This is a genomic window from Butyrivibrio fibrisolvens (assembly GCF_037113525.1).
Classification (GTDB): Bacteria; Bacillota; Clostridia; order Lachnospirales; family Lachnospiraceae; genus Butyrivibrio; species Butyrivibrio fibrisolvens.
In genome coordinates, this window is the sequence record NZ_CP146963.1 from 1,857,120 (window position 1) to 1,882,350 (window position 25,231).

Consider the following 25,231-nt stretch of genomic DNA (forward strand, 5'->3'; position numbering starts at 1 on the left):
GCAGAGGTAAATCATGCTGAAAATCGGGCAGATAATAAACGGCGTATATGAAGTTGAAGAACCGATAGGCGAGGGCGGTTCCGGACAGGTGTTCAAAGCCTGGCACAAAAATCTTCAGAAATACGTCGTAATAAAGCGCATAAAGGATAACTATGTCGGCAGGATCAATGAACGTAAAGAAGCCGATATCCTTAAAAATATCAAACATTCAAATCTGCCACAGGTATATGATTTCATTCAGATGGACACAGAAGTGTATACTGTCATGGATTATATTGATGGTAATACCATGATGGAGTACATAAAGGCAGGGGTACGATTTGATGAGCCTCAGACGATCAAATGGCTCAAAGATTTATGCGCAGCTCTCAATTATCTCCATTCACAAAATCCTCCGATCATTCACAGTGATATAAAACCTTCCAATATCATGATCGATTCTGATGGAAATATATGCCTGATAGATTTCAATATATCTCTTAATGATCCTGATCATCCGATGACAACAGGATATTCAAAAAACTATGCGGCACCTGAGCAGCTTGGCGGGATATCATCCCAAAAGGTTCAGGGAGTAAATGCAGATGCCAGAACAGATATATTCAGTCTGGGTGCAAGCTTCTATCAGCTGATGAGCCGTAAGAATGCCCTAAAGCAGATGGAATCAGGACTTCCTCTATGGGATGACAGTACACCTTATTCCAGACTCCTTACAGATATCATAGACAAGGCTCTTGAAAAAAATCCTTCGAAAAGATTCCAGTCTGCTTCTGAAATGTACAAAAGCCTTGATACCATGAAGCTTCGTGACAGAAGATACAAAAGACTTGGAAGAGTGCAGACGGTATATACGCTCATTTGTCTGATCATATTTGCAGCTGGTGTATATATGACTGTAAAAGGCGGGCTCCTAAGGCGCGAAGAGGCATTCGGAAAGGAATATGATGAGCTTATAGATAATGCAGGAACCATGTCTGAAGATGAGATCATAGAAGGTGCATTTTCTTTACTTAACAATACCAGCTATACCAGGATTTTAGATAATAATAGCCATGAAAAGGGAACTATTCTGTATCTTGCGGCAAGTTCGTATTTTGAAAAAGAAGACTATGAAAGCGCAATAAAGCTCTATGAAGAGGCGATAGAAACAGATGGATCCGATCCTGATAACTACAGGGATCTTGCAATAGCATATGCAAGATCAGGAGATACCGATAAGGCTAGGAAGGTTCTGGAAAAGGCGATAAACGAAGGCCTTGATGATTCTGGTCTGTACCTTGTAAAAGGCGAGATTGCAGGGGCTGATCAAAATTATAAAGATGCAATAGATGATTACCTTAAGGTGCTGGAACTGTCTGGTGATGAAGACATAATTGCAAGGGCAGGAATATTATGTGCAAGAGCATACGTACAGCTTGATGATTACCAAAATGCTGACCTTATACTTACTGATGTATTTGAACGTGTGACTGGAAAATGGTCTGTAAGAGTTATGAGAGAGAACGCACAGATATGTCTTAAGTATCTGGAAAAAAACAATGGGGAAGACTTTACCGAGTGGATTTCAAAAGCCGATGAATGCTATACATATCTTCTGGATCATTCACAGGCTACCTCATCTGATTATATTAACCTGTCTTATATAAAAAACATGAACGGAGAAACTGATAAGGCTCTGGAAATAATGACTTTGGCAGCAGAACTTTATCCTGAAGATTACAGGATACCCATGAGACAGGCCAAGTACTACATGATCCTTCAAAGTGCGCTTGACGAAGATGAAAGAGATTATTCTAAAGTTCTTGAATACTACGAAAAGGCTAAAAACCTGTATGACAAGGTTAAAGTGTCAGGTGACAGTGATGATGAGATGCAGCGCCTTGAGGATGATATTGAAGAACTGTATGCACTTGGCTGGTTATAAGGAGGATTTAGTTTATGAACCTTAATGACATGACAAATGGTGAACTCTTTTTTTACGGAGGGATAGCCCTCATGGCAGCAGCTGTAATAGCACTTGTAATCGGTATCGTTGTTTTTTCAATAAGACGCAGAATTATAAAAAAGCAGCTAATGAAAAAGTATGATTTTAGTAAATAAAGCATATGTTTTCGCAACCTTGAATCAGAAATCCGCATTTACTGCGGATTTCGTAAGAAAGTGAATCGGTAGGTAAATAGGCTAGGCACCGAAGGTGTTCTCAATTGGCCTATTTATATGACTTTTGGAACGAAGTGACAAAAAGTCATTATTTCGTATTTATGTGGATTTTATAGGCAGAGTATAAAAAATCTGAGTAATCGGAGGCGTAGATAACAGATATGATTTCTGATAATGATAAAACTGAAACATTCAGTATAGATGATGACGAAACACAGACGTTTAATCCTGAAATTGATAAAACAGAAAATCGTGCCAAGCAAACAGAACTGCCGAAAACCCCAAACGCCTTGTCTCAGAGCTATAATGGTTTGAATCCCAGTAAAGACAGTAAAGCGGCAAACACAGAAGAAATCAGAAAAAAACTAAAGTACATGGAACATATACTCGACATCGAGACCTGATGAAAATTGCAGATTCCCTTTTGCGTGGTACATCTGCTAAAATGCAAGTGAAAAGCAGGGTGAAGAAAAGGCTTCATAAAAAGAAGTTGATTCAGAAAAAGAAGTTGATTCAGAAAAAGAAGTTGATTCAGAAAAAGAAGTTAATTCAGAAGAAGTTGCTTCAGAAAAAGAAGTTAATTCAGAAGAAGTTGCTTCAGAAAAAGAAGTTAATTCAAAAAAGAAGATATTTCAAAAAAGAAGATAAGGATTCCACTAGTGATGAAGAAGATAAATTTATTACAATTATTACAAAAGAGAGTAATAGCATCTCTGTTTTCAATTTCATTAATTATTACAGCGTGTGGCTCATCCACAGGGGATACTAATAGCGTTACTATGACAACAGAGTCTGTAGTAGATGAAAAGGATTTAGTTAATACAAGTAATGAGCCGGACTCTGGTAATAATTCATCTACTGAAGGAGCTTCTAATGAGCTTACAGATGAAGATATAGATCCTAATGCCTTGGCGAACACAGAGGAGTCGATAGATAACTCTTTTTCCTATACTCTCTGTTTTGCTGGAGATATCAATTTTGATGATACCTGGTCCAACATGGTTTATTACCACAACCATGGTGATGATATATATAACTGTATTGATGAGGACTTCATTATCGAGATGAATGCAGCAGATATCATGTGGATCAATAATGAGTTTACATATTCAACTGGCGGAGCTCCAATGGCGGGTAAGGCTTATACTTTCAGGGCCAATCCTCAGAACGTATATATACTGAATCAGCTTGGCGTTGATATTGTAGGACTTGCTAATAATCATGTATTTGATTATGGCGAAGAGGCTTTTCTTGATACGCTTGCAACTCTCGAAGCTGACGGGATTCCCTATGTTGGTGCCGGAAGGAATATTGAGGAGGCGTCTAGCCCTGTATATATGCAGCTTGGAGATCTGACTATAGCTTATGTTGCAGCGTCTCGTGCCGAGAAGAACAAGATGACGCCTGAAGCTACACAGACAAGTCCTGGAATCCTTCGCTGCTATGATACTGAGAAGTTTGTGGCTGAAATTAAGGAAGCAAGCGAGAATGCTGACTTTGTTATAGCACTTCCTCACTGGGGGACAGAGTACTCGACAAAGCTTGAGTCGGCTCAGACATCAACTGCCCGAGAATATATAGATGCAGGCGCTGATGTGATAATAGGTGCGCATTCGCACTGTTTGCAGGGGATGGAGTATTATAACGGTTCTTTAATAGCATATTCTCTTGGCAATTACTGGTTTAATGAAAAGACCCTGGACACAATGCTTCTTGAAGTTGAGATATCCGGTACAGGAAGTACTATTGAGAGCGTGGAAGTTCAGATGATCCCCGGAACTCAGTCAGGATGGGTTACAACAGCAGCTGACACTCCTGAAGAAAAAGAACGTATCTATTCATATATGGAATCTATCTCAATAGATGTCGAAGTTGACGATAATGGTTATATTCATCCGGCGTCTTAAAACTATGTGTGTAATACGATGAGTAAGCTGGATGATATTTATGATCTTCTGACACTATCATAATAGAATGTTTTTCTTTAGAATTCAGACAGGTGGCACTCTGATAAGCTTTTTAAAAAGAGTCATGAGATTATAAAAAATCTTGTAGTTATCTGCTTTACAAGCAAATAGTACGGTGATATATTATATGTAGTAATGAAAACTACATGTAAAAGTAATTAAAAACTTTTATGTATGTCATATATTATTTGGTTGCGATGGATCGCAGAAGGGAGCTGCACATGACTACAAAGGATTTAAAGGAGTTTTTTAAGGAGCATCTTGTACCTAAGAAGCTTTATAAAATAGGTGGAGAACATAAAAACCGCATCTGCATCGAGCAGGTATCTGATGGATGGGATGTATTTTTTAAAGATAATAAGCAGAAGATAGGCCTCATGCATTTTGGCGACGAGAAGTCCGCATGCGATGTAATGATGAATGAGATCCGCAAGCTTATGGAATCCGTGTACGGAATCACATGGGCTAAGACAGTATAATCCGAGGTTTAACTGTAACCTCCCTACAAGAAAAGTCGTTGTGAGAAGATGACGTTTCCTGTAGGGAGTTTTTTATTGAATAAAAAAGACTCTATCATCAGAGGGGATGATAGAGTCTTAAAAAGTTCAATATTTATAAAAGCTGATTAGTTCATCTTGTTTACAGCCTGAGCAAGACGAGAAACTTTACGAGAAGCTGTGTTCTTCTTGAATACGCCCTTAGACTCAGCCTTGTCGATAGCAGATGTAGCAGCAACGAGTGCCTTAGCAGCCTCTTCCTTGTTGCCAGCTTCGATAGCAGCTCTAACCTTCTTGATCTCTGTCTTTACAGCAGACTTAACAGCTGTGTTACGCTCTGCACGCTTTGCGCTTGTGAGAACTCTCTTCTTGGCGGATTTGATATTAGCCATAATTACCTCCGAATAATATAATTCAAATGTTATTTTAATCTTGAGATGAACATTCAGACCGGACACGGACAGCGAATGCTCACATACGGGATATAGTTTAGATGAATTTGAGGATAATGTCAAGTAAATTAAGGATTTTGCATGGAAATTTTGCTATTTCCATGATATATTAGGATGACAGGGGCATAATATTAGCATGTCTTTATGCCGCCTGGGATTGCCAAAATGCCGTTGGAATCCGCATTTTTATATTGGGAAGATGCGGCTTTGGCCTTAACATAATAACACAATGAAATGAGGAAATAAATGTCTGCAATAGATCAGAGTAAAATCAGAAATTTCTGCATAGTGGCTCATATTGATCATGGTAAATCCACTCTGGCAGATCGACTTATAGAGAGAACCGGAGTCCTTACTCAGAGAGAGATGAGTGCTCAGGTCCTTGATAATATGGATATTGAAAGGGAGCGTGGCATCACGATCAAGAGCCAGGCTGTCCGTATGGTATATAAGGCTCAGGATGGCGAAGAGTACATCTTCAACATGATAGATACTCCCGGACACGTCGACTTTGGTTATGAGGTCAGCAGATCTCTCGCAGCCTGCGATGGAGCTGTTCTTGTTGTAGATGCAACTCAGGGCGTAGAGGCTCAGACACTTGCCAACGTATATCTGGCACTTGACCACAATCTTGACGTATTCCCTGTAATCAATAAGATCGACCTTCCAAGTGCGCAGCCTCAGGAAGTTAAGGATGAAGTAGAAGATATCATAGGAATCGAAGCTCAGGACGCGCCTCTTATCTCCGCCAAGAACGGCATTGGCATAGATGAGGTACTTGAAGCTGTTGTTCATAAGATTCCGGCTCCTACCGGAGATCCTTCAGCACCTCTTAAGTCTCTTATATTCGATTCTGTATATGACCCTTACAGAGGTGTTATCGTTTTTGTAAGAATTAAGGACGGCGTACTTAAAAAGGGCATGAAGGTAAAATTCATGCAGACAGGCGCTGAAAGTGAAGTTGTAGAAGTTGGTTATTTCGGACCGGGACAGTTTATCCCATGTGAAGAACTTTCTGCCGGAATGGTGGGCTATTTTACAGCATCTATCAAGAACATTCAGGATACTCGTGTTGGTGATACAGTAACATCTTCAGATACACCTTGCGCTGAGGCACTTCCTGGATATAAGCAGGTAATGCCTATGGTTTACTGCGGTATCTACCCGGCTGATTCTGCAAGATATCCTGAACTTCGTGACGCACTTGAAAAGCTCCAGCTCAACGATGCATCTTTATTCTATGAACCCGAGACATCACAGGCTCTTGGATTCGGTTTTAGATGCGGATTCCTTGGACTTCTTCACCTTGAAGTAATCCAGGAAAGACTTGAAAGAGAGTATGACCTTGACCTTGTAACAACCGCACCCAGCGTTGTTTACAAGATCTATAAGACAGACGGAACATCTTTTGACCTGACTAACCCGTCTAACCTGCCTGATCCTTCTGAGATAGATCACATGGAAGAGCCTATCGTTAACGGCGAGATCATGGTTACAACTGACTATATCGGACCTATCATGCAGCTGTGTCAGGAAAGAAGAGGAAGATACCTTTCTACAGACTATGTAGAGCAGACAAGAGCGATCCTTAAGTATGAGCTTCCTCTTAACGAGATCATCTACGACTTCTTTGATGCCCTCAAGTCAAGATCAAGAGGCTATGCTTCTTTTGACTATGAGATCAAAGGATATGAAACTTCTTCACTTGTAAAGCTCGATATCCTTATTAACAAAGAAACTGTCGATGCCCTCAGCTTCATCGTTCACAAAGACGGCGCCTATGAAAGAGGTCGCAAGATGTGCGAGAAGCTCAAGGAAGAGATTCCGAGACATCTCTTCGAGATCCCGATCCAGGCAGCAGTCGGCGGCAAGGTTATCGCAAGAGAGACAGTTAAAGCTATGCGTAAAGACGTACTTGCCAAGTGTTACGGCGGTGATATCTCACGTAAACGTAAGCTCCTTGAGAAGCAGAAGGAAGGTAAAAAGAAGATGCGCCAGATCGGTAGCGTAGAGATTCCTCAAAATGCATTCCTTAGTGTTCTCAAGCTTGATGAGTCTAAGTAAGATAATAAGTCTAAATAAACGATTGGAGGCAAAGCTTTTGCCTCCAATATGATATAAGCCTTTATTATGAACGAAATGATAATGGATCATAATTATAATCCTAATGATGTAAAAACAATATCATTGTATATTCATATACCCTTTTGTGTCAGGAAGTGCAGTTACTGCGACTTCCTGTCTTTTTCTGCGTCCAAGGATATACAAGACAGATATTTCAAGGCTCTTATAAACGAGATCAAATGCGCAGGCCCGTGGCTTAATGCAGAGTCTACTACGTATGTTGTAAAGAGTATATTCTTCGGAGGAGGCACCCCGTCATCCGTTGACCCTACATGGATCGTTAAAATCCTCGATACTATCCGAGATACCTTCGACGTAGCCAAAGACGCAGAAATCACTATCGAGATGAATCCCGGAACCGTAACACCTGAAAGTCTTGCTATATACAAGAAATCTGGAATTAATAGAATAAGCATAGGTTGCCAGTCCCTTAATGACAACGAGCTTAAAGAGCTTGGAAGAATACATGACTCAAAAACATTCTATGCCACATTCCACGCTGCAAGAGAAGCGGGCTTTGATAACATCAACGTCGACCTTATGAGCGCCCTTCCCGGCCAGACTATAGCGTCTTACAAAGACAATCTTGCTAAGATTGTTGCACTCAGACCAGAGCACATATCGGCCTATAGTCTAATAATAGAAGAGGGCACACCTTTTTATGAGAAGTATAAGGATGTCATAGACAGAGATCTTTACGATGTTGAAGACGACCTTGTTAAAGAAGGCGTTGTGGGTAAAAAAAATCTGGAAGATTCCGATTCAAAATGTGTTAATTCTCAAATGTCAGATAACAAATCAAACATAATTCCACTTCCATCCGAAGAAGAAGAACGCCAGATGTATGAGAATACTATAACTATCCTCAACCAAAACGGTTACCACAGATACGAAGTATCCAACTATGCCAGAAACGACGGCGATTATGAATGCTACCACAACAAAGCCTATTGGAAAAGATACGAATACCTCGGCCTTGGCATCGGCGCAGCAGGAATGGTAGCAGATGAACGCTACACTAATACTAATGGCATAAAAGACTATTGTGCTTATTGGTATGATTTTGATATATGCGATAAAACCGGAAATAATACTGATGATTTGGATAATAATATAAGAAATATAGATGATAATGTAAGCATTAAGAATTCAGCTATAGATAATTTGGCCGATTCCAACAAGTCTGACATGTACGCATTAAGACCCCTTCTAGAGCATGACAAATTATCTGTAGATGCCTGCATGGAAGAAACCATGTTCCTGGGTCTGCGAATGGACGTAGGCATATCTGTCTCTGATTTTGAACATAGATTTGACCATAAACTCGAAGACGTATACGGCAAAGTGATTCAAAAATTAGAAAAAGAAAAATTGATTCTGTTAGATAACGACCGCTTAAAACTTACAGAAAAAGGTCTTGAAGTAAGTAATGTGGTACTTTCAAGTTTTCTATTGGATTAAAACGCTAAAATACAACATAAAGCAACGCAAAAGCGATATAATTTCTAGTGGAGGAGCAAAAGCTCCTCTTTTTGTTTATTTGCATACCTTGGTTTTTGCGAGAGCCGTGCAGTTAATAAAGGATATGGGAGTCTTTAAAATAATTACAAAAATTCAAGAGCCAAATAGATAGCTGCTTATATTCTGTTTGGGATTCACCTGTTTGAGCGAAGCGAGTTTGAATCCCAGAATATAAGCAGCTATCTATTTTGCCTTGAATTTGTAATTATTTTATGACTCCCATATCCTTTATTAACTGCACGGCTTCCCCCAACCCAAGGTATACCATTCCCACAAAAACTTTCGAAAACGTTTACGTCCACTCCGGTTCCTATGTAGAACAAATTCTTCACAAAATTTCGAACAAAATTTTGTGAATTGTGTCGATTCGCTTAAAATAAGCCTTTTTACACGCACTAAAAAACGTCAATAAAACCCTCTCAAATTCAGTTTTGACGGGATATTCATAAATATTTAACGAAATCTGAAACTTTTTTGTTGACACCGAAAACGTTTAAGTATATACTGAGTTACAGTTGTACTATACTAATTAAATAGAAAACATGCTAAAGGTATATTCGTATTTTGGGACAAAGTGAAAGCAAATACATACATGCTAATCTGGGGGGATTCTATGTATGCGTTTATTGGGGAGATCTGAATCTACAACTTTAATATTGTTCGTCAAGAATTTCTTACTATTGTTCGCATTCCGCGGTATAAGCGTTCTGACCAATCTTGTAGTAACAATCCTTGCTGGAAGAACATTAACAGTAGAACTGATGGGCGAGTACAATCTTGTATTTACTCTTGCTAATATTCTGGTAATTCCGCTTATTATGGGCGTTAACAATACGCTTCTTAAAGTCCTTCCTGAATCATCGGATGATGAAAAAAAGGAGATACTTGGCACTGTTATTATTGGTAATTTCATGCTGTGCCTTGGATTGTCAGTGATCGGCTATATAATTACACCCATCGTTTGCCGCTTTCCAAATCTGACTCCTGAATCATGGTATTTAGCAATTGCTCTTGCGATTGCAACTAACAGCTGTATACTTGCTGATACAATCCTTAAAGTAGACGAGAAGTTCTTTAGACTTGGAATTGCCAAGATAGCAGGCAGCATCTTTATGATGGCCGGATACCTCGTCTCGATTCTTGCTTTTAATAAGATCAGTATTTATGTGTATATAATCTGCAATGTTCTCGGACAGGTTTTAGCACTCCTTGTTTCTGTATATAAGCTTGGAGCAGTGAAATTTATTTTCAGAAGAGACATTGCAAAGGATATATTCAAAATCGGCGTATTTTATATGTTCAGCTGGCTGCTTACAACAGGGCTTAATACAGCTGATATATGCATAATTTCAGCTTTGCGACCAGAGTATGAGTCAGGAATATTCAGCTCATATCAATCTAATATCAGAATCTATTTTTCAGTTTTTTACAATGATATATTTGCGGCAGTAATGCTTCCGACTCTTATAAATCACGGAGTTGATATAAGACGCCTTGTGGGCAATGTCTTTAAGTTTATGCCGGTAATACTGCTTATATTAGGTGCCGGAACCGCTACACTTCTAGTAGCACTCCTTTATGCATACGGAGAGCAGTATCCCATCATCTGGGGATACATCATCCTGGAAGCAGCAGGAATCGCGTTCCAGGGAATATACTATTTCTTTAGTTCACTCCTTGTTATGGAAGGGGAAACAGGTGCAAGGACTTCATTTGAGATATTGGGAAAACCCTATGTATTTCTGCTTTTGATCTCATTTGTCTGCACTAAGCTCTTTGGTCTTACAGGAGGTTTTATTTCATTTACTGCTAATCAGGCAATTCTGGCAGTTCTGCTAGTCATTAGATATCGGAGAACTTTGCGGATAGGCGAATCGGAAGAAAAGCACTATTCGTTTTATGAGATATGACTTCTTGAATGTAAATTACAGAAACGCGCATTTACTGCGTGTTTCGTAATTCGATGAATCGGTTGGCAATAGAGCCTTCGACGAAGTCGAACTCAATTGGCTCTATTGCTGCATTCTTGAACTTTATGTTCAAGAATGTATAAATAAAGCTTCTATGGACCGGATGTTGAAAGACCTGCATGCAGCGATCAATCATCTGATCATAGAAGTACGCGAAACAATTTAACAGTTCAAATTGTAAAGGAGAATGTGCAATGATTTCCACCGTAACAAGTACCAAATTGCAGCCGGACAGTGCTATCGCAGATTCCCCGTATGATCTCACTAGTTCCGAAAATGTCAGCTTTTTTAGAATGATCCTCAAATTAATTAGAATGAAGCAGTGGATCAAAAACGGTTTTGTTTTTGTTCCGTTATTATTTCTGTTTGCTATGCCATCTGTAGGTCAGGTGCTTAGCTGCGTCCTGGGTGCTTTCTTTTTCTGCCTTGTAAGCTCTGCCGTTTATATCATGAACGACATTGTAGATGTATCCAAGGACAGGGCTCATCCTGTAAAAAGAAACAGACCCATAGCTTCAGGCGCAGTATCTTTAGGAGTTGCCAGAGTTTTGTGCAGCCTTCTTCTGGTCGCAGGAGTAGCCGGAGCTGCTTTTTTCAATCCCTATCTGGCACTTATTATCCTTGGCTATTTTGTAATGAACATCGCATACTCTCTTTTCCTGAAAAAGATAATGTTTGTTGATGTGTTTACTATTTCAATGGGATTTATACTACGCCTTTGTGCAGGCTTCAAAGTGTTAAAAAAACCTATCAGCGATCCCTGCACCATGTGGTTCATATTCTTTGCGGCATTCCTTACCCTTTTCATCGGCGTTGGAAAGCGCTGCAACGAACTTAAGATCATGGGCAATAATTCTGCTGAGTTTAGAGAATCTTTAAAGGGCTGCTCAACCAATCAGCTGGACCAGCTCATAGTCATGCTTATGGCCTGCACCATCATGTCTTATGCCATCTTTGTATACACAACACAAATCAAATACCTTGTACTTACAATGCCGCTACTTCTTTTGGGCGTTTTTAGATATCACTACTTAAATAACGGCTCAGAGCTTACAGGAAGTCCTGAAATGATCATTTACAAGGACAGACCTATACGATGCTGCCTCGTTTTCTGGACACTGATGCTGATCGCAATATGTTTTGCGCAGACTTATTTTGTATAGAACATGCTCTTTTGAATGAAAAACTATAGAGAATTGGAAATTGATCATGAGTGATCTAATTACAGAATGGAGATAAAAGAGATGGAAAAGAAATGCAGCATTATCATTCCGACCAAAGACAAAAATTCCAGACTTTATCTTACTCTTAAATGTCTGGAACCGCAGGTCGACGAAAACACGGAGGTCTTGGTAGTATTCGATGGCTGTACCAAAGAAACTATCGAAGAATTCAATACTTTCACGTGGAAGATGAACGTTCAAAAAGTCATAAGTGAAAAGAACGTTGGACGCGCAGCAGCAAGAAATCTAGGAATAGCGCGGGCAACAGGAGATGTGATCATCTTCCTTGATGATGACAGACTCACTGAAGCCAATTTTATAAAAGGTCACATGAAGGGGCATACAGGAGATCCTTGCGTAGTACTTGGAGAACGCATGGATGCCAAGGTTACCGAGTTTGAACTTCTTGATCTTATGAAGGAAAAGAACCTTGCGGATGTCCTTTCATTTGTCGCAGAACACAGCAAGAAAGAATTCTACTACAATATCAAAAAAATATTTGTAAAAAAACCAAGAGCAAAATACCGCTTTATGGCTTTTATCACAGGAAATGTTTCTATCGACAGATCCCTTATAAATGAGATAAAAGGCTTTGATGAAGGCTTTAAGGGATGGGGCTATGAAGATACTGATATTGGATATAGGCTTGCAAAGCTGAATATTCCTTATTATCAGGACAACAGCATCATCTGCTATCACCTTCTTCACTCACATGTTAAGAGCCAGAAGTCCAAGGAAGAATTAAAGAACCTCAAGTATTTAAAGCATAAGTTCCCGGATGACAGAGTGCTCGGAAGCGCGATCAGGTTCTATACATTGAAGGCAAGACTTGAATTATAAACAATCAGATATGTGAATCAAAGCTGGTTCGACAAAGCTACAGAAAGAAAATCTTAGCAAATCCTTAAAATACTATTTTAAATAAAATCATGGAAATAATAATGGAAGGAATGGACTCATGAAAAAGGTAAGTATAATAATCCCTACTTACAATAAGCTTATGCGCCTGAGGCTTGCTTTAAAGGCCTTAGAACCTGAGGTTGATGAGAATGTAGAAGTAATAGTTGTCTTTGACGGATGCGACAAGGTGGTCATTGATCATTTTCATAAGCTGAATCTTTCATATAAACCGATCGAGATCATAAATGAACATAACATTGGAAGAGCAAAAGCCAGAAATAAGGGAATTGAAGCTGCTAAAGGTGATGTAGTTTTTTTCCTTGATGATGACCGCATTGTTAAGCCAGGATACGTCAAAGCTCATCTTGAACTTCATGAAAAAGGCTATGGAGTTGTCCTTGGTCAGCGCAATCAGCTGTTTATGAAGGAATCTGACATCGTTAATTATTATGAGGATACTACAGATCTCTTTGATTACTGCGAACAAAATGGCGAGATTGAAAAATATGTCTTTGGCCACGGCGCGACCAGTCCGATCAGGTGGATGAATTTCTTTACCGGAAATGTATCTGTTGATCGTAAGGAACTTCTGGATGTCGGATGCTTCGATGAGTTTTTTACCAAATGGGGACATGAGGATCTTGATCTTGGAATCCGTCTTTATCTTAAAGGAGTTCATTTCGGTTATACGACAAGAGGCAACAATTATCACCTTATGCATGAAAGTAACTTCGACAATAAGCGTGAGCAGAGTGCACTTAACCTGCGTTACATGATAGGGAAATACAGGAAAAATTTTTTTGTTAGGACAATGCTCAGGCTCTTGTATATGAAGCAGTCAGTATTTGGAGTAAGGATATCCAGAGATCAAATGGCCAAATTCGAGATGCTTTCGCAGGAATAGAAATTTTGAAAATGTAAATTATTCAAAATTCATTTAGTCATTCGAGACATGAGGCTGAAATCAGTAAGTTTTGGATTCAAAAAATATGAATCTTAAGAATAAAAAAAGAATGGAGAGAGAAAGAGATGAAAAATTTTTTACAGAAGTATTTATGGCTTGTAGGAATGGGAATTGGAGGAGTTGGAGCACTTCTTATATGGGTATTCCTTCCTCATCAGTCACAGATTGATGAGATGTGGTGGCTTGTTGTTAAGTTCGCAGTTTTCTTTGCAGCTGTTATAGGTATTAGTTTCTTCCCTAATAAGCTTAAGTTTGGTTATATCCTTGCAGCACTTCCATTTTTCCCATTCCTTATGCTTATCATTCCTAGAGCAAGCTACTATGGAATCTTCGGAACACTTGATACACCTGCTCAGGGCGAGATGTACACAAACCTTTACTTCCTGTGCTATCCACTTATCATCATGTCAGTAGCTTTTGCTCACCGTCTTGGCGGCGGTAAGCCAGGTCAGTCCATCAAGATCTGCGTAGCTGGTATTCTCCTTATTTTCTCAGGACTTCTTGACCTTAGCTTCAACACAGCTAACGGAAGACCTCTTGCAGAGTCACTTGATTATGCATACCACATCATCGTTTTGTTCGGCCGTGCTCTTACATGGAAAGAAGGTCTTGCATTCTGCCTTGCACACTTCCCAGTGATCGCACTTATACTTGCACTTCCTATGGATAAGTGGTTTGTAAAGTGGGGACTTGTTGAGGATACAGAAAATAAAGAAGTAGAAGAGCAGAAAGCTGCTGCATAAGAAAAAATATACTTGAGGGTAAAAAGAAGCTACAGTCCGTGATGGGGCTGTAGCTTCTTTCTTTAGTAAGACGGTGCTGATATCTTGGAAAAAGAAGTGTATTTTTTCACAAAATAAGTGATTTGCGCTGAAATGGGTTTTCGTGTACTATACTATCGGTATACTTATAAGCAACATAGGAGGTTAGAATATGGATAGTATATTAGCAACAACAAACACGGAAACCAAAAGTGGCATCAACGGAACCGCGCTAAAAATAATAGCGCTGGTTGCCATGTTTATAGATCACTTTACTGCAGTTATCTTACAGAATAAGCTGGCACTCTTAATTCAGGCAGCAAACCTGACTACTGCACAGGAACGGGCTGCATGGATTTCCAGTCACCCATTATGGACATTTGGACCTGTAATATTAAGACTTATCGGCAGATTTGGATTCCCGCTATTTGTGTACCTTCTGGTAGAAGGTTATACACATACACGTAGCGTAAAAAAGTATGCGATAAATCTTGCAGTATTTGCAGCAATCTCAGAGCTGCCATTTAATCTTGGTTTTGAGAGCAAGCTTTTTTATCCGGAATATCAGAACGTATTCCTTACGCTGTTTTTGGGACTTCTTTGCATTTGGGCTATTGATGAGTTCGGATTTAAGCGTGAATGGAACAAAAAAGCGTCCTTGTTATTCTTCCCGGCTGTGCTTGTATTGGGAGCATTTTGCGGTTATTTATTTGGCATAGGTACGCCTGGTGCGATCATTAATTCTTTTGCCGAAATTCCGGTTTATTATTACTGCCTGGCAGGAGCTCTAATCTTATTTATCATTATGGCCATTGCCGGTAGAAAATGGGATGATGCTAAGAAAGTGCAGTTTATAGCTATTGCATTAAGCATTAGTGCATTTGGAACGATCGCAGAACTTCTCAAGACAGATTATTCGGGCGTAGGCATTTTAACTATCGCAGTTATGTATCTTTTCAGGGCTAAAAAAGTTAAGGCATTTGCACTTGGGTGCACGGTTCTAACGGTACTGAATCTGGCAGAGATAACAGCATACTTTATGCTTATTCCTGTAAGCAAATATAATGGCGAAAGAGGACCGAAGATCAATAAATATTTCTTCTACGCATTCTATCCGGTTCATTTGGGAATACTTTATTTGGTAGCATATGTACTGGGAATCGTAGGATTTGCACTCTATTAAAATCAGTAAAAAAGGAAATTCTCTTAAAATGAAGAATCCCTGTAGTAGTAATTGAGCTGCTACAGGGATTTTTTCCAAAAAAATGAAAAATAAGGTATTACATACGGGGAAAAATTCTGATATAATCACAAACTGTTGATTAAAAAAATGAAGATTCATAGCTGGTAACATTGGAAACGCACACCAGAACTGGTGCTAACGAACAACACGCTTAAGTCTTCTCTGTTTTTTGAAAGGAGAACCCTTAAAATGTTACCACAAAGTAAGTTTCAGGATGTGATTTTCACTATTTTCATGGCTTTTGTCATGGCCTATGCAATGATCTGTTACAATATCGCCCTTAATGTAGGCGGAATGCAGAACTTTGTATTTCTCGCAGCATTCAAGGAAATGCTGATCATGTGGCCTATCGCCATAGTTTTAGAACTTTTGTTTGTAGGAAAACTGGCTCAAAAGCTCGCTTTCAGATTTGTAACCCCTGGGAAGGATCCTATGATCATGATCATCCTTGCTATTTCAGCCATGTCAGTTTGTCTTATGTGCCCACTTATGAGCTTTGCAGCGACACTTCTTTTTAAAGACGCAGGCGCAGAGATCGTGGCAGTATGGCTTCAGACTACAGCGATGAACTTCCCAATGGCACTTTGCTGGCAGATATTCTTTGCAGGACCATTAGTACGTAACGTATTTGGATTCTTTGTAAAGAGATTTTCAAAGGATTCTCATGAAGATGCAAGACAAGGGGCATGAAGAAGTTTTATATCATTACTTAAGCGTTGTGATTATATAATTTAAAGATTTTTGTATAAGCCATTTGACAGTATTTATGCTGTTGAGTGGCTTTTTTTCTGTTATAGTATATCTATGCTTTGATGAAATGCGCGTATTAAGCACATTTTTAAGACATTATAACTTGAAGAACATAGAAAGCCCCCAAGGAGAAACAAGAAGATAAAATGATTTTATGGATAATAGCGACATTGTGCGCTTTTTATATAAAGGGATTATGTGGATTTGCCAATACTTTAGTATTTACCTCTATTCTGAGTTTTGGCACTGCTAATATAAATATATCGCCTGTTGAATTGGTGCTTGGGTATCCGACCAATCTTATAATAAGCTTCAAAGAAAGAAAATCCATAGACTGGAAGATATGTATTCCACTTTCTGTGATGGTCATAATCGGAAGCCTTGCAGGAGTTTTTTTCCTAAAAAATGCAGATATTACTATAGTAAAAGTAATATTCGGCGTGCTTGTTATCCTCGTTGGACTTGAAATGTTCTTAAGAGAAGCATCTGGTAAAAAGAGTAAGCAGTCAAGGATACTGCTTACAGTGATAGGAATTCTGTCCGGTATTTTGTGCGGTTTATACGGCGTGGGAGCCCTTCTTGGAGCTTACATAGGAAGGACTACGAATGATGCCAGATCTTTCAAAGCGAATATCTGCATGGTGTTCATAATAGAGAATACTTTCAGGATCATCCTGTACAGTATCTATGGGATCATTACAATAGCTGCGCTTAAGAAGGCTCTTTTACTTGCACCGTTTATGCTTGTAGGGCTTCTTGCTGGAATGTTTAGTGCGGGAAAGATAGACGATAGCATGGTCAAAAAGATCGTTATCGTAATGCTGATCGTTTCTGGAATTGCCCTTATCTTAACTAACATTATCTAAGAAAAAAGCTATGAAAAGACTTATGATTTAGGCATTAGAATTATGCCATATCATTCTAATCGTAGTGTTTCTGAGCATAGCTTTGCCATGTATTCAGGAGATTCCTTCATTCCATTTTTTATCCATGTAAGTGACACTTCCCAAAGGGCAGCAGCAATGCCTCTGGCAATGTATTCATGCTGGGCAGCAAATGTGTTGTCTGAAGCAAGACATAGAGCATTATAGAACATGTCGACAAAAGAGATGTTCGAATTATGGATAAGGGCACACATGTCTTTGTCGGAGTGGAGCCAGGAAAATGCAGCCAGAAACCATTCGTAATATCTGTTGTCTTTTTTATGAAGAGCCTGAGCAAGGGAGTGGCTAAGTTCGTCAGTCATACTCTTTGTTATGTCCTTCAAGATATCTTCTTTTGAGGGGTAGTTTCTGTAAACAGAACCTCTTGATGCACCGGATTTTTCTATTATCATTGTCATACTTATATCTTTGTAGGGGTGCTCTTTCATGAGCCCTATTAAAGCATCACATATGCATTCTTTTGTTATTCTGTTGGATTCCTTATTTGACATTCTTCTTATATTTCTCTTTTCAAGCTCCGTGGACATTTTGATCTCCATTTGTATCATCTGAACAATAAGCGAAATAGTGTATTAAATGTCGCCAATACATTGTTTGACATCTGTATCGGTGATATAAATGTATTATCAGATAAATATTTTGTCAATATACATGATCAGAATATTGGGAGGTGGACATGAACGCATTAACTAATGTTACACACGCAGCACAAAGACAGGCTTTTAGCGTTTTGATCGACAGCTTTCTTGATCATCTTGATAAGACGGAAGATCGTACGAAAACTTATTTGAAGCTTGTAGATGAGGCAGAGCGTTTTTGGGGTAAGAATGCTGCTGATCCAGAGAAATTGGAGGCAGTACGACGCGCATTTAAAGACCCGGATAATCGCTGGGTGAAATTTATAAATAAAGTAGTTGATGAAACCAATCCCCATGTAGCCAGAATGACCATGCTTAATCTGGGCTACGAAGCTTTCTTCAGAGGAACAAAGACTATACGAAAAAACAGAGAAAAATATGGTTGTAATATACCCTGGCTTATCCTGTTTGATCCAACTTCAGCCTGCAATATGCACTGCGCCGGATGCTGGTCAGGAACATATGGACCCAAGAATAACTTGTCTTTTGCCGATATGGACAAGATAGTAACTCAAGGAAAAGAGCTTGGCGTATATGTTTATATGATGACAGGCGGAGAGCCGCTTGTAAGGAAGGCTGATATACTTAAGCTTGCCGAAAAACATAATGACGTACAGTTCGGAATATATAGTAATTCAACTCTTGTGGATGATGATTTCTGTAAAGAGGTTGTACGCCTTGGAAATATCACCTTTATGCTCTCTATAGAAGGAACTCCTGAGACTAATGATGCAAGAAGAGGAGATGGCCATTATGATGCTGTAATGAACGCCATGTCTCTTTTCAAAAAGTATGGAATTTTATTTGGCACATCTATATGTTATACAAGGAATAATATTGAAGCTGTAACTGATCCAGGGTTTATTAAATTCATAGCAGATAAGGGTGCAAGATTCGGCTTCTTCTTCCACTATATGCCGGTTGGTAACAATGCAGTTCCAGAGCTGATGCCTACTGTGACGCAGAGAAAAAAGATGATAGAGCGTATCAGATGGATTCGTTCAAACGAATGTGATACAGGTTTCTTCCCAATGGATTTCCAGAATGATGGAGAAGCTGTAGGCGGATGCATTGCAGGTGGAAGAAACTATTTCCATATCAATTCAAGCGGTGATGCAGAGCCTTGTGTTTTCATCCATTTTTCTAACACCAACATACATGACAATTCTATTCTTGAAATGCTGCAAAGCCCTCTTTTCATGGAATATCATAAGGGTCAGCCTTTTAATAAGAATCACTTAAGACCATGTCCGATGCTTGAAAATCCAAAACTTTTGAGAGAGATGGTAGAAAGATCCGGGGCACATGGCACGAATGAAGAATCAGAGGAGAGTGTAGAACATCTGTGCTCAAAGTGCGATGATTATGCTTCTAAGTGGGGAATTGTTGCAGATGAGATTTGGAAATCGGAACCTCATCAAAAGAAGAAATATGAAAACTATGCACCAGCTAACAGAACAGGTAATGATAACCTGAGAAAATTTGAGGGAAAGAAAGAGAATCCGCTCAAGGATCTAAAAAAGCATGCTTGAAAACTGAGTTGGATAAGAGCCATTTGACAGTATTAATTGCTGTTAGATGGCTCTTTTTCTGTTATAGTACAACTATGTTTTTGTCGTGTATGCACGATAAAAATAAGTAAAATCATCGTGTATACACGACAAAAATGGTTGAAAATGTCGTGCATACACGATAAAATTAAAATATATCATCGTGTATACACGATAAAAATGTTCGTCGGAGGTTGCAAAATGAATCACGATATATTGAAACAAGTCATTTTTGATCAAATCGAAGTTATTCAGAATGCAGAGATCATCCCGAGAGACTATTTTTTTGAAAAGAACGTTAATTATGTATTGGTAGGACTTAGAAGATCTGGTAAGTCTACCCTTTTATATAAGATTGCCAGAGAGCTTGTAGCTGAAGGCTGTGACTGGTCTCAGATAATCTATGTGAATTTTGAGGATGATAGATTATTAGGATTTACAAAAGAGGACTTTAATGATGTCGTAGAGACAGCATATGAGCTTAGTGACGTCAAAAATATCTATTTTTTCTTTGACGAGATTCAGATAATAGATGGCTGGGAGCACTTTGCAAGAAGAATGGCAGACCAGAAAAAGCACGTCTACATTACTGGAAGTAATGCCAAAATGCTCAGTTCAGAAATGGCAAGGGTTCTGGGAGGAAGATATATTCCTAAAATGATCATGCCATTTTCTCTAAGTGAAGCGCTTGATTTTCAGAAGATAGCTCATGATGAAGCGGCGCTGCTTACAACAGCAAAGGCTGCCAAGATCAAAAGGGCGTGCCAGGAATATATTGCCGGTGGAGGGCTTCCGGATGCTCTTCTTTTGAAGAATAAGAGGGAATATATAAAGAGTGTTTATGAAAAAGTGCTTTTAGGTGACATTATTGAGCGTGAGCAGGTTAAGAATAAAATGGCACTTCGTCTTATGGTAAAAAAGATTGCTGAGACGGTAATGCACGAGATTTCTTTTAATACTCTTTCAGGGAACATTAAAGCTACAGGAATAAAGACATCTACTGACTCGATGATAGATTATACTTCTCATGCTGAGAATGCATATCTTATATTCAGGACTAGAAATTATGTTTCCAAGTTTGCTGAAAAGGAAAGCACTCCAAGATTTTATTTCTATGATAATGGAATATTGTCGCTGTTTCTTGTAGATAAACCTTCAGCACTACTGGAAAATGCAGTAGGAATCTGCCTTAAGCGTAAATATGAAGACGGTGTATATTACTTCAAATCCAACCAGACAGGAATAGATATTGATTTTTATATTCCAGAGGAAGGAATGGCAGTTCAGGTTGCATACGCACTAGGTGATGCACAAGAAAGAGAAACTAAAAGTCTTGTATCACTTGCCCAAAAAACTGAAGAGGTAAAAAGACTGGTAATAGTCACAAGCGAAGAAGAAAGAACGATAGAAGAAGATGGATATGCAATAGAAGTAATTCCTGTACACAAGTTTCTTTTGTCATGAAATTCATTATTTTTAGGTATGAGAAAGGAAGATAAGAACAATGAATATTGATGTAAATCTGAACATTCATTATACGGCGCCAGATACAGTATGGGATAAGATTGGAGAAGTGTATGAATCTATGCCATACTGGGCTAGTAACGAAAATGGCCCATGTTGGAAAGGTGAAGGCATAGATCTTTGGGCTTCGGTAGAGCCCAGTGGTATACAGATTGCGGGAGAGATGCCGGAAGATATCTGGAATGAGTGGTACTTGGACCTGAAAAATAAACTGACAGATGCATTGGGGTATGAAATCGGCGAACCGGAAGATGGGTTTGAATTTAAATATGACTGGGGAGCGTAATTAATACACTATATTTTTGGTAAATAACAATGAAGATTAGAGAGTTTGAGATAGATAACGATTTTGACATAATAAAGGATTGGATCACAGACGAGAGAACGCACGCTATGTGGAGTGCGAACCATTTGATATATCCGCTTGATAAAGATAACCTGTGCAAAGTCTTATCTGAAATAAAGGAGATGTTTGGAGATAAGGCGTTCGTTGCGGTTACTGATGAAGGCAGCGTTGTAGGCTTCTATTGCTATTCTCTTAATAACACCACTAACGAAGGAATGCTTAAATTCGTAGTAGTCTCACCCCAAGTCAGAGGAAAGGGCGTAGCTGGGGAGATGATAAAGCTTGCGCTTAAAGAAGCTTTTGATAATCCCGATGCTAATGCAGTTCATCTTAATGTTTTTCCAGAGAATATTCGAGCTAAGAAGTTTTATGAAAAGATAGGATTTAAAGAGCGAAGAACTGATGAGAATGCATTTATGTTCAAGGATGAAGCTTGGGGTAGATGTAATATGGTGATATCAAAACTGCTTTAATGTGACTAGACATTTGATGATTGCTTGCTAAAGAGGAGAAAATGCTGTTCTGCGCAAATGGTATGAACAAAATGGAGTTGTTCATATAGGTACAAAGAAGTTTGATTTCTTCCCTTTTACATGTGGTTATATGAAGAAGGTTATTTGAGAAAAAGACTGTGGGGCATTTTATGAGAATAATCAATTATTTTGATAGTGATAAAAAAGATTATTGGCTAAATGAAATCAAAAAATGCGATTGGGCAGCAGCCAGATTTCTTTATGATATGCTCAGTAATGAGACTTTTTTTGACTTCGTAGGCGAAGGCTCAAAAGTACTGCTGCTTACAGACGGAGATGAATTGATCTCATTTTGTACTTATGCTAAAAAAGATGATATTCCTTCTACAGATCTAACACCGTGGATGGGATTTGTTTTTACACGTCCGGAACATAGAGGGCATCACTATATCGCTCTTTTGATGGAAGAAGTAGGAAAACTTGCAAGAGAAGAAGGTATATCAGAAGTATATATTTCAACAAGCCATGTCGGGCTCTATGAGAAGTATGGATGTGAACTTAAAACAAAGTTGAAAGATATGAACGGGGAACTTTCCAGAGTATATGTAAAAAAGATTGAGTCTTTCAGCTAGAAATAATGAAAAGAGGAATAAGGAATATGACATTAAAGGAATTGTTTGAGAAGTACTGCGCTATGAGCGAGTGGGGATATGTCTGCAACGGACATTGTGTTGAACTTACACCTGCTACCGAGGAAGAAATTAAGGCGTTCAGGACTATATGTGATAAATATGGCGTTGAGCAGAAAATTGTTGCTGAACTAGAAGAATACTACAGGCAGAATAACAACTTCTTCGATTATTTTAGATGCGATGAAGAAAGCTTATTTGGATGGTGGGACGATGATCAGAAATGCATATGGTTTGGATGCGTAGATGATAACAGCTTCATCTATGATGCTAATACCCACAAGTATGCCATAGGAGAGGCTGGCAGCAATGATTTTGGTGAGTACGATACCTTTATGGAGATGCTTGAAGCGTATCTGAAATACGGATATGAATTGGGTGCTAATTGTTAAAGCTACTATGCGAAAAGACCATGACTTTAAGCCTAAGGATGTAGTAAGACTATATAAGATACCACTTGTAAAGGACAACACGACAGTGCTGTTTAAATAAAGAAAGTTAAGATAATGCATCATAAGGAGGACTACAGTAATGAAAAAGAACGAAAAAGCTTTTTTGATCAATGTAATGTGGGTGCCGCTATTTGCAGGTGTTATGACAGCTATTCTTTCTAAAGCACCGGGAGTGGATTCATATCTGGTTGGTGTATTCATGGGAGTAGTTGGAGCAGCTATGTGCTACTTAGACTACAAAATTTTTATGAAAAAAGCGCCAGAGGAGAACCAATGAAAGCACTGATCATAAATTGTAGTCCTGTCAAAAATGGTGCTACCGCAGAGATTGCAAGTATCATAAATAATGAGCTCTCTTCAAGATATGATACAAAAAGTATATGTATAGATGACTATTCTTTCGACTTCTGCAAAGGATGCAGAACATGTCACAATACAGCAAAATGTGTAATGGATGACGATATTACTAAGATCATGGAAGAATTTGATAATGCGGATATCATTGTATCTGTATCTCCATCATACTGGGCTGATATACCGGGGCAGTACAAAGCTTTCATAGACAGATGTACTCCTTGGTGCGACACTCATGAGCCTCATGCCTCTATAAAAGAGGGTAAAAGGGGATATACTGTTGCGCTCAGAACAGGCCCAAGTATGCGTGAGTGCGACAGAATTATTCAGAGCATAGAACACTTCTATGGACATTTGCATATCGAATGTGCAGGACATCTTGGATTGACGTCAATTGAGTATAAAGAAAACGTTGAGCCCAGGAAAAAAGAAATAATCGACTTCTGTAAAGATATATTATAGGGGAGTATATGGGAAACGAAAGCGGAACATGGATCATGTACGGCGTAGACTGGAACGATCCGGAATGCATCCATACAGTACAGGAAGCAATAGACTATATAAATGATATAGGCTTTTTGCCATTATTCAAAAATGATATTCCGGGCTTTTCTCTAGAGGAAAGGACAGTGCCGGAATATTGGTGGTGCGGTGATCCTGAAGTTGACCCGTGGGAATGGCGCGAGATCATCGCAAGAAGTGGCGAGATTGCTTACGGTAAATTCTTTGAAAAGAAGGCCGGTTTTATATCAAAAAAGTGGCTTCCCTATTTTGTAAATCTTCGTCGTGATGGTTATGACTTTGACGCACTCTGGGACGATGAGAAGGCATCAAGGCGCCAGAAGAAGATAATGGATCTGTTCGAGTCTGAAGACGAGCTATATTCAAATGAAGTCAAAGCAAGGGCCGGATTTGGAAAAGATGGTGAAAAGGGCTTTGATGGAACGGTCACAGATCTTCAGATGAAAACTTATCTATGCGTTAGGGACTTCAGGCAGAGGAAGAATAAAAAGGGCGAATTCTACGGATGGCCGATAGCAGTTTACGCTAAGCCTGAAGCAATCTGGGGGTATGAGCATGTTACTTCAAGGTACAATGAAAAAACTGAAGATTCCGGTAAAGCTATCGCGGACCATATAAAAGATATATATCCTGTCGCTACAGATTCACAGATAAAAAGGATCCTCACTGGTAAGAGCGCATCAGGCAGCAGGAAAAAGAGTAAAAATAGTTGAAAAGAAGGAGAAATACAATGGAATTTACAACAGATATTTTCAGTCAGTTTGATAAGAAGTGGGCGCTGATAACAGCTGGAGACAAGGAAAAGTTTAACACTATGACTATCAGCTGGGGCGGTCTTGGAACTTTATGGAATAAGCCTGTAGCAACATCATATGTTAGGACATCCAGATATACTCATGAGTTTCTGGATAATAATGAGTATTTCACGATCAGCTTTTTTCCTGAAGAATATAAGGGCACTCTTGGCGTTCTTGGTTCAAAATCCGGAAGAGATATTGATAAGATTCATTCATCAGGCCTTACTCCAAAGGAAGTGAATGGTACTGTGACATTTGAAGAGGCAGAGGTTACATTTGTATGCAGAAAGCTCTTTTGCCAGAGACTTGATCCTAAGAACATGAATCCAGATATTGCAAAGCAGTTCTATGATGGCGGTGCTGAGCACGATATGTATATTGGCGAAGTTGTAGAGATTATCAAATAAATG

28 protein-coding genes are annotated in these 25,231 nt (G+C 39.0%); 26 read left to right on the forward strand and 2 right to left on the reverse strand.

Annotated features, from left to right (window positions below; genetic code table 11):
- Positions 1 to 13: 13 nt before the first annotated feature.
- The 6 genes from WAA20_RS07605 (at position 14) to WAA20_RS07630 (ending at position 4,606) form a co-directional block, all read left to right on the forward strand.
- A complete protein-coding gene (locus WAA20_RS07605; protein ID WP_073385148.1) occupies positions 14 to 1,924 on the forward strand; it encodes a serine/threonine-protein kinase in 1,911 nt (636 codons plus the stop codon).
- Positions 1,925 to 1,938: 14 nt separating this feature from the next.
- Complete coding sequence (locus WAA20_RS07610) at positions 1,939 to 2,100, forward strand: hypothetical protein (RefSeq protein WP_167562647.1); 162 nt, start codon at positions 1,939 to 1,941, stop codon at positions 2,098 to 2,100.
- Between the two features lie 221 nt (positions 2,101 to 2,321).
- Entirely contained in the window at positions 2,322 to 2,564 is a 243-nt protein-coding gene (locus WAA20_RS07615) for a hypothetical protein (RefSeq protein WP_073385150.1), read from the forward strand.
- Positions 2,564 to 2,929: a hypothetical protein gene (locus WAA20_RS07620; RefSeq protein WP_073385151.1), complete on the forward strand. Its 366-nt coding sequence runs from the start codon at positions 2,564 to 2,566 to the stop codon at positions 2,927 to 2,929. The genes WAA20_RS07615 and WAA20_RS07620 overlap by 1 nt, the downstream gene beginning before the upstream one ends.
- A gap of 10 nt (positions 2,930 to 2,939) precedes the next feature.
- Entirely contained in the window at positions 2,940 to 4,067 is a 1,128-nt protein-coding gene (locus WAA20_RS07625; protein WP_073385152.1) for a CapA family protein, read from the forward strand.
- Positions 4,068 to 4,348: 281 nt separating this feature from the next.
- The gene (locus tag WAA20_RS07630) at positions 4,349 to 4,606 is read left to right on the forward strand and encodes a hypothetical protein (RefSeq protein WP_073385154.1); all 258 of its coding nucleotides are present in this window, start codon (positions 4,349 to 4,351) and stop codon (positions 4,604 to 4,606) included.
- A 146-nt stretch (positions 4,607 to 4,752) separates the two neighbouring features.
- Here the strand turns inward: WAA20_RS07630 and rpsT are convergent, their stop codons facing one another.
- The gene (gene rpsT, locus WAA20_RS07635) at positions 4,753 to 5,016 is read right to left on the reverse strand and encodes a 30S ribosomal protein S20 (RefSeq protein ID WP_073385155.1); all 264 of its coding nucleotides are present in this window, start codon (positions 5,014 to 5,016) and stop codon (positions 4,753 to 4,755) included.
- A gap of 306 nt (positions 5,017 to 5,322) precedes the next feature.
- Between rpsT and lepA the strand changes: the two genes are divergently transcribed.
- From lepA to WAA20_RS07685, 10 genes are all read left to right on the forward strand, one after another.
- A complete protein-coding gene (gene lepA / locus WAA20_RS07640; protein WP_073385157.1) occupies positions 5,323 to 7,140 on the forward strand; it encodes a translation elongation factor 4 in 1,818 nt (605 codons plus the stop codon).
- A gap of 66 nt (positions 7,141 to 7,206) precedes the next feature.
- The gene (gene hemW / locus WAA20_RS07645) at positions 7,207 to 8,661 is read left to right on the forward strand and encodes a radical SAM family heme chaperone HemW (protein WP_081373639.1); all 1,455 of its coding nucleotides are present in this window, start codon (positions 7,207 to 7,209) and stop codon (positions 8,659 to 8,661) included.
- Positions 8,662 to 9,338: 677 nt separating this feature from the next.
- Positions 9,339 to 10,631 (forward strand): oligosaccharide flippase family protein, encoded by a 1,293-nt coding sequence (locus WAA20_RS07650; protein ID WP_073385159.1) that lies wholly within the window; start codon positions 9,339 to 9,341, stop codon positions 10,629 to 10,631.
- 254 nt (positions 10,632 to 10,885) lie between these two features.
- The gene (locus WAA20_RS07655) at positions 10,886 to 11,854 is read left to right on the forward strand and encodes a UbiA prenyltransferase family protein (RefSeq protein ID WP_073385160.1); all 969 of its coding nucleotides are present in this window, start codon (positions 10,886 to 10,888) and stop codon (positions 11,852 to 11,854) included.
- A gap of 81 nt (positions 11,855 to 11,935) precedes the next feature.
- On the forward strand, positions 11,936 to 12,754 hold the full coding sequence (locus WAA20_RS07660; RefSeq protein WP_073385161.1) for a glycosyltransferase: 819 nt from the start codon (positions 11,936 to 11,938) through the stop codon (positions 12,752 to 12,754).
- A 118-nt stretch (positions 12,755 to 12,872) separates the two neighbouring features.
- Entirely contained in the window at positions 12,873 to 13,718 is an 846-nt protein-coding gene (locus WAA20_RS07665) for a glycosyltransferase (protein ID WP_073385162.1), read from the forward strand.
- Positions 13,719 to 13,843: 125 nt separating this feature from the next.
- A complete protein-coding gene (locus WAA20_RS07670; RefSeq protein WP_073385163.1) occupies positions 13,844 to 14,521 on the forward strand; it encodes a hypothetical protein in 678 nt (225 codons plus the stop codon).
- A 190-nt stretch (positions 14,522 to 14,711) separates the two neighbouring features.
- On the forward strand, positions 14,712 to 15,722 hold the full coding sequence (locus tag WAA20_RS07675; RefSeq protein WP_073385164.1) for a TraX family protein: 1,011 nt from the start codon (positions 14,712 to 14,714) through the stop codon (positions 15,720 to 15,722).
- A gap of 249 nt (positions 15,723 to 15,971) precedes the next feature.
- Complete coding sequence (locus tag WAA20_RS07680) at positions 15,972 to 16,472, forward strand: DUF2798 domain-containing protein (RefSeq protein ID WP_073385165.1); 501 nt, start codon at positions 15,972 to 15,974, stop codon at positions 16,470 to 16,472.
- 206 nt (positions 16,473 to 16,678) lie between these two features.
- Positions 16,679 to 17,398, forward strand: coding sequence for a sulfite exporter TauE/SafE family protein (locus WAA20_RS07685; RefSeq protein ID WP_073385166.1), 720 nt, complete (start codon positions 16,679 to 16,681; stop codon positions 17,396 to 17,398).
- Between the two features lie 50 nt (positions 17,399 to 17,448).
- On the opposite strand, the gene WAA20_RS07690 is transcribed toward WAA20_RS07685, so the two are convergent.
- The gene (locus tag WAA20_RS07690; RefSeq protein ID WP_167562648.1) at positions 17,449 to 18,015 is read right to left on the reverse strand and encodes a TetR/AcrR family transcriptional regulator; all 567 of its coding nucleotides are present in this window, start codon (positions 18,013 to 18,015) and stop codon (positions 17,449 to 17,451) included.
- Between the two features lie 137 nt (positions 18,016 to 18,152).
- Between WAA20_RS07690 and WAA20_RS07695 the strand changes: the two genes are divergently transcribed.
- The 10 genes from WAA20_RS07695 to WAA20_RS07740 all read left to right on the forward strand — a co-directional run bounded on the left by WAA20_RS07695 (position 18,153) and on the right by WAA20_RS07740 (position 25,228).
- On the forward strand, positions 18,153 to 19,646 hold the full coding sequence (locus tag WAA20_RS07695) for a radical SAM protein (RefSeq protein ID WP_073385168.1): 1,494 nt from the start codon (positions 18,153 to 18,155) through the stop codon (positions 19,644 to 19,646).
- 219 nt (positions 19,647 to 19,865) lie between these two features.
- Entirely contained in the window at positions 19,866 to 21,128 is a 1,263-nt protein-coding gene (locus WAA20_RS07700; protein ID WP_073385169.1) for an ATP-binding protein, read from the forward strand.
- A gap of 40 nt (positions 21,129 to 21,168) precedes the next feature.
- On the forward strand, positions 21,169 to 21,474 hold the full coding sequence (locus WAA20_RS07705; protein WP_073385170.1) for a hypothetical protein: 306 nt from the start codon (positions 21,169 to 21,171) through the stop codon (positions 21,472 to 21,474).
- A gap of 29 nt (positions 21,475 to 21,503) precedes the next feature.
- Positions 21,504 to 22,007 (forward strand): GNAT family protein, encoded by a 504-nt coding sequence (locus WAA20_RS07710; RefSeq protein WP_073385172.1) that lies wholly within the window; start codon positions 21,504 to 21,506, stop codon positions 22,005 to 22,007.
- Positions 22,008 to 22,177: 170 nt separating this feature from the next.
- A complete protein-coding gene (locus WAA20_RS07715) occupies positions 22,178 to 22,639 on the forward strand; it encodes a GNAT family N-acetyltransferase (RefSeq protein ID WP_073385173.1) in 462 nt (153 codons plus the stop codon).
- A gap of 26 nt (positions 22,640 to 22,665) precedes the next feature.
- Positions 22,666 to 23,088, forward strand: coding sequence for a hypothetical protein (locus WAA20_RS07720; protein WP_073385174.1), 423 nt, complete (start codon positions 22,666 to 22,668; stop codon positions 23,086 to 23,088).
- 139 nt (positions 23,089 to 23,227) lie between these two features.
- Positions 23,228 to 23,425: a hypothetical protein gene (locus WAA20_RS07725; protein ID WP_073385176.1), complete on the forward strand. Its 198-nt coding sequence runs from the start codon at positions 23,228 to 23,230 to the stop codon at positions 23,423 to 23,425.
- On the forward strand, positions 23,422 to 23,964 hold the full coding sequence (locus WAA20_RS07730) for a flavodoxin family protein (RefSeq protein WP_073385177.1): 543 nt from the start codon (positions 23,422 to 23,424) through the stop codon (positions 23,962 to 23,964). Before WAA20_RS07725 ends, WAA20_RS07730 begins: the two co-directional genes overlap by 4 nt.
- An 8-nt stretch (positions 23,965 to 23,972) precedes the next feature.
- Positions 23,973 to 24,737 carry a hypothetical protein gene (locus WAA20_RS07735; protein WP_073385178.1) on the forward strand — a complete coding sequence of 255 codons (765 nt, stop codon included), beginning with the start codon at positions 23,973 to 23,975 and terminating at the stop codon, positions 24,735 to 24,737.
- A gap of 17 nt (positions 24,738 to 24,754) precedes the next feature.
- Positions 24,755 to 25,228, forward strand: coding sequence for a flavin reductase family protein (locus tag WAA20_RS07740; RefSeq protein ID WP_073385180.1), 474 nt, complete (start codon positions 24,755 to 24,757; stop codon positions 25,226 to 25,228).
- Positions 25,229 to 25,231 lie beyond the last annotated feature (3 nt).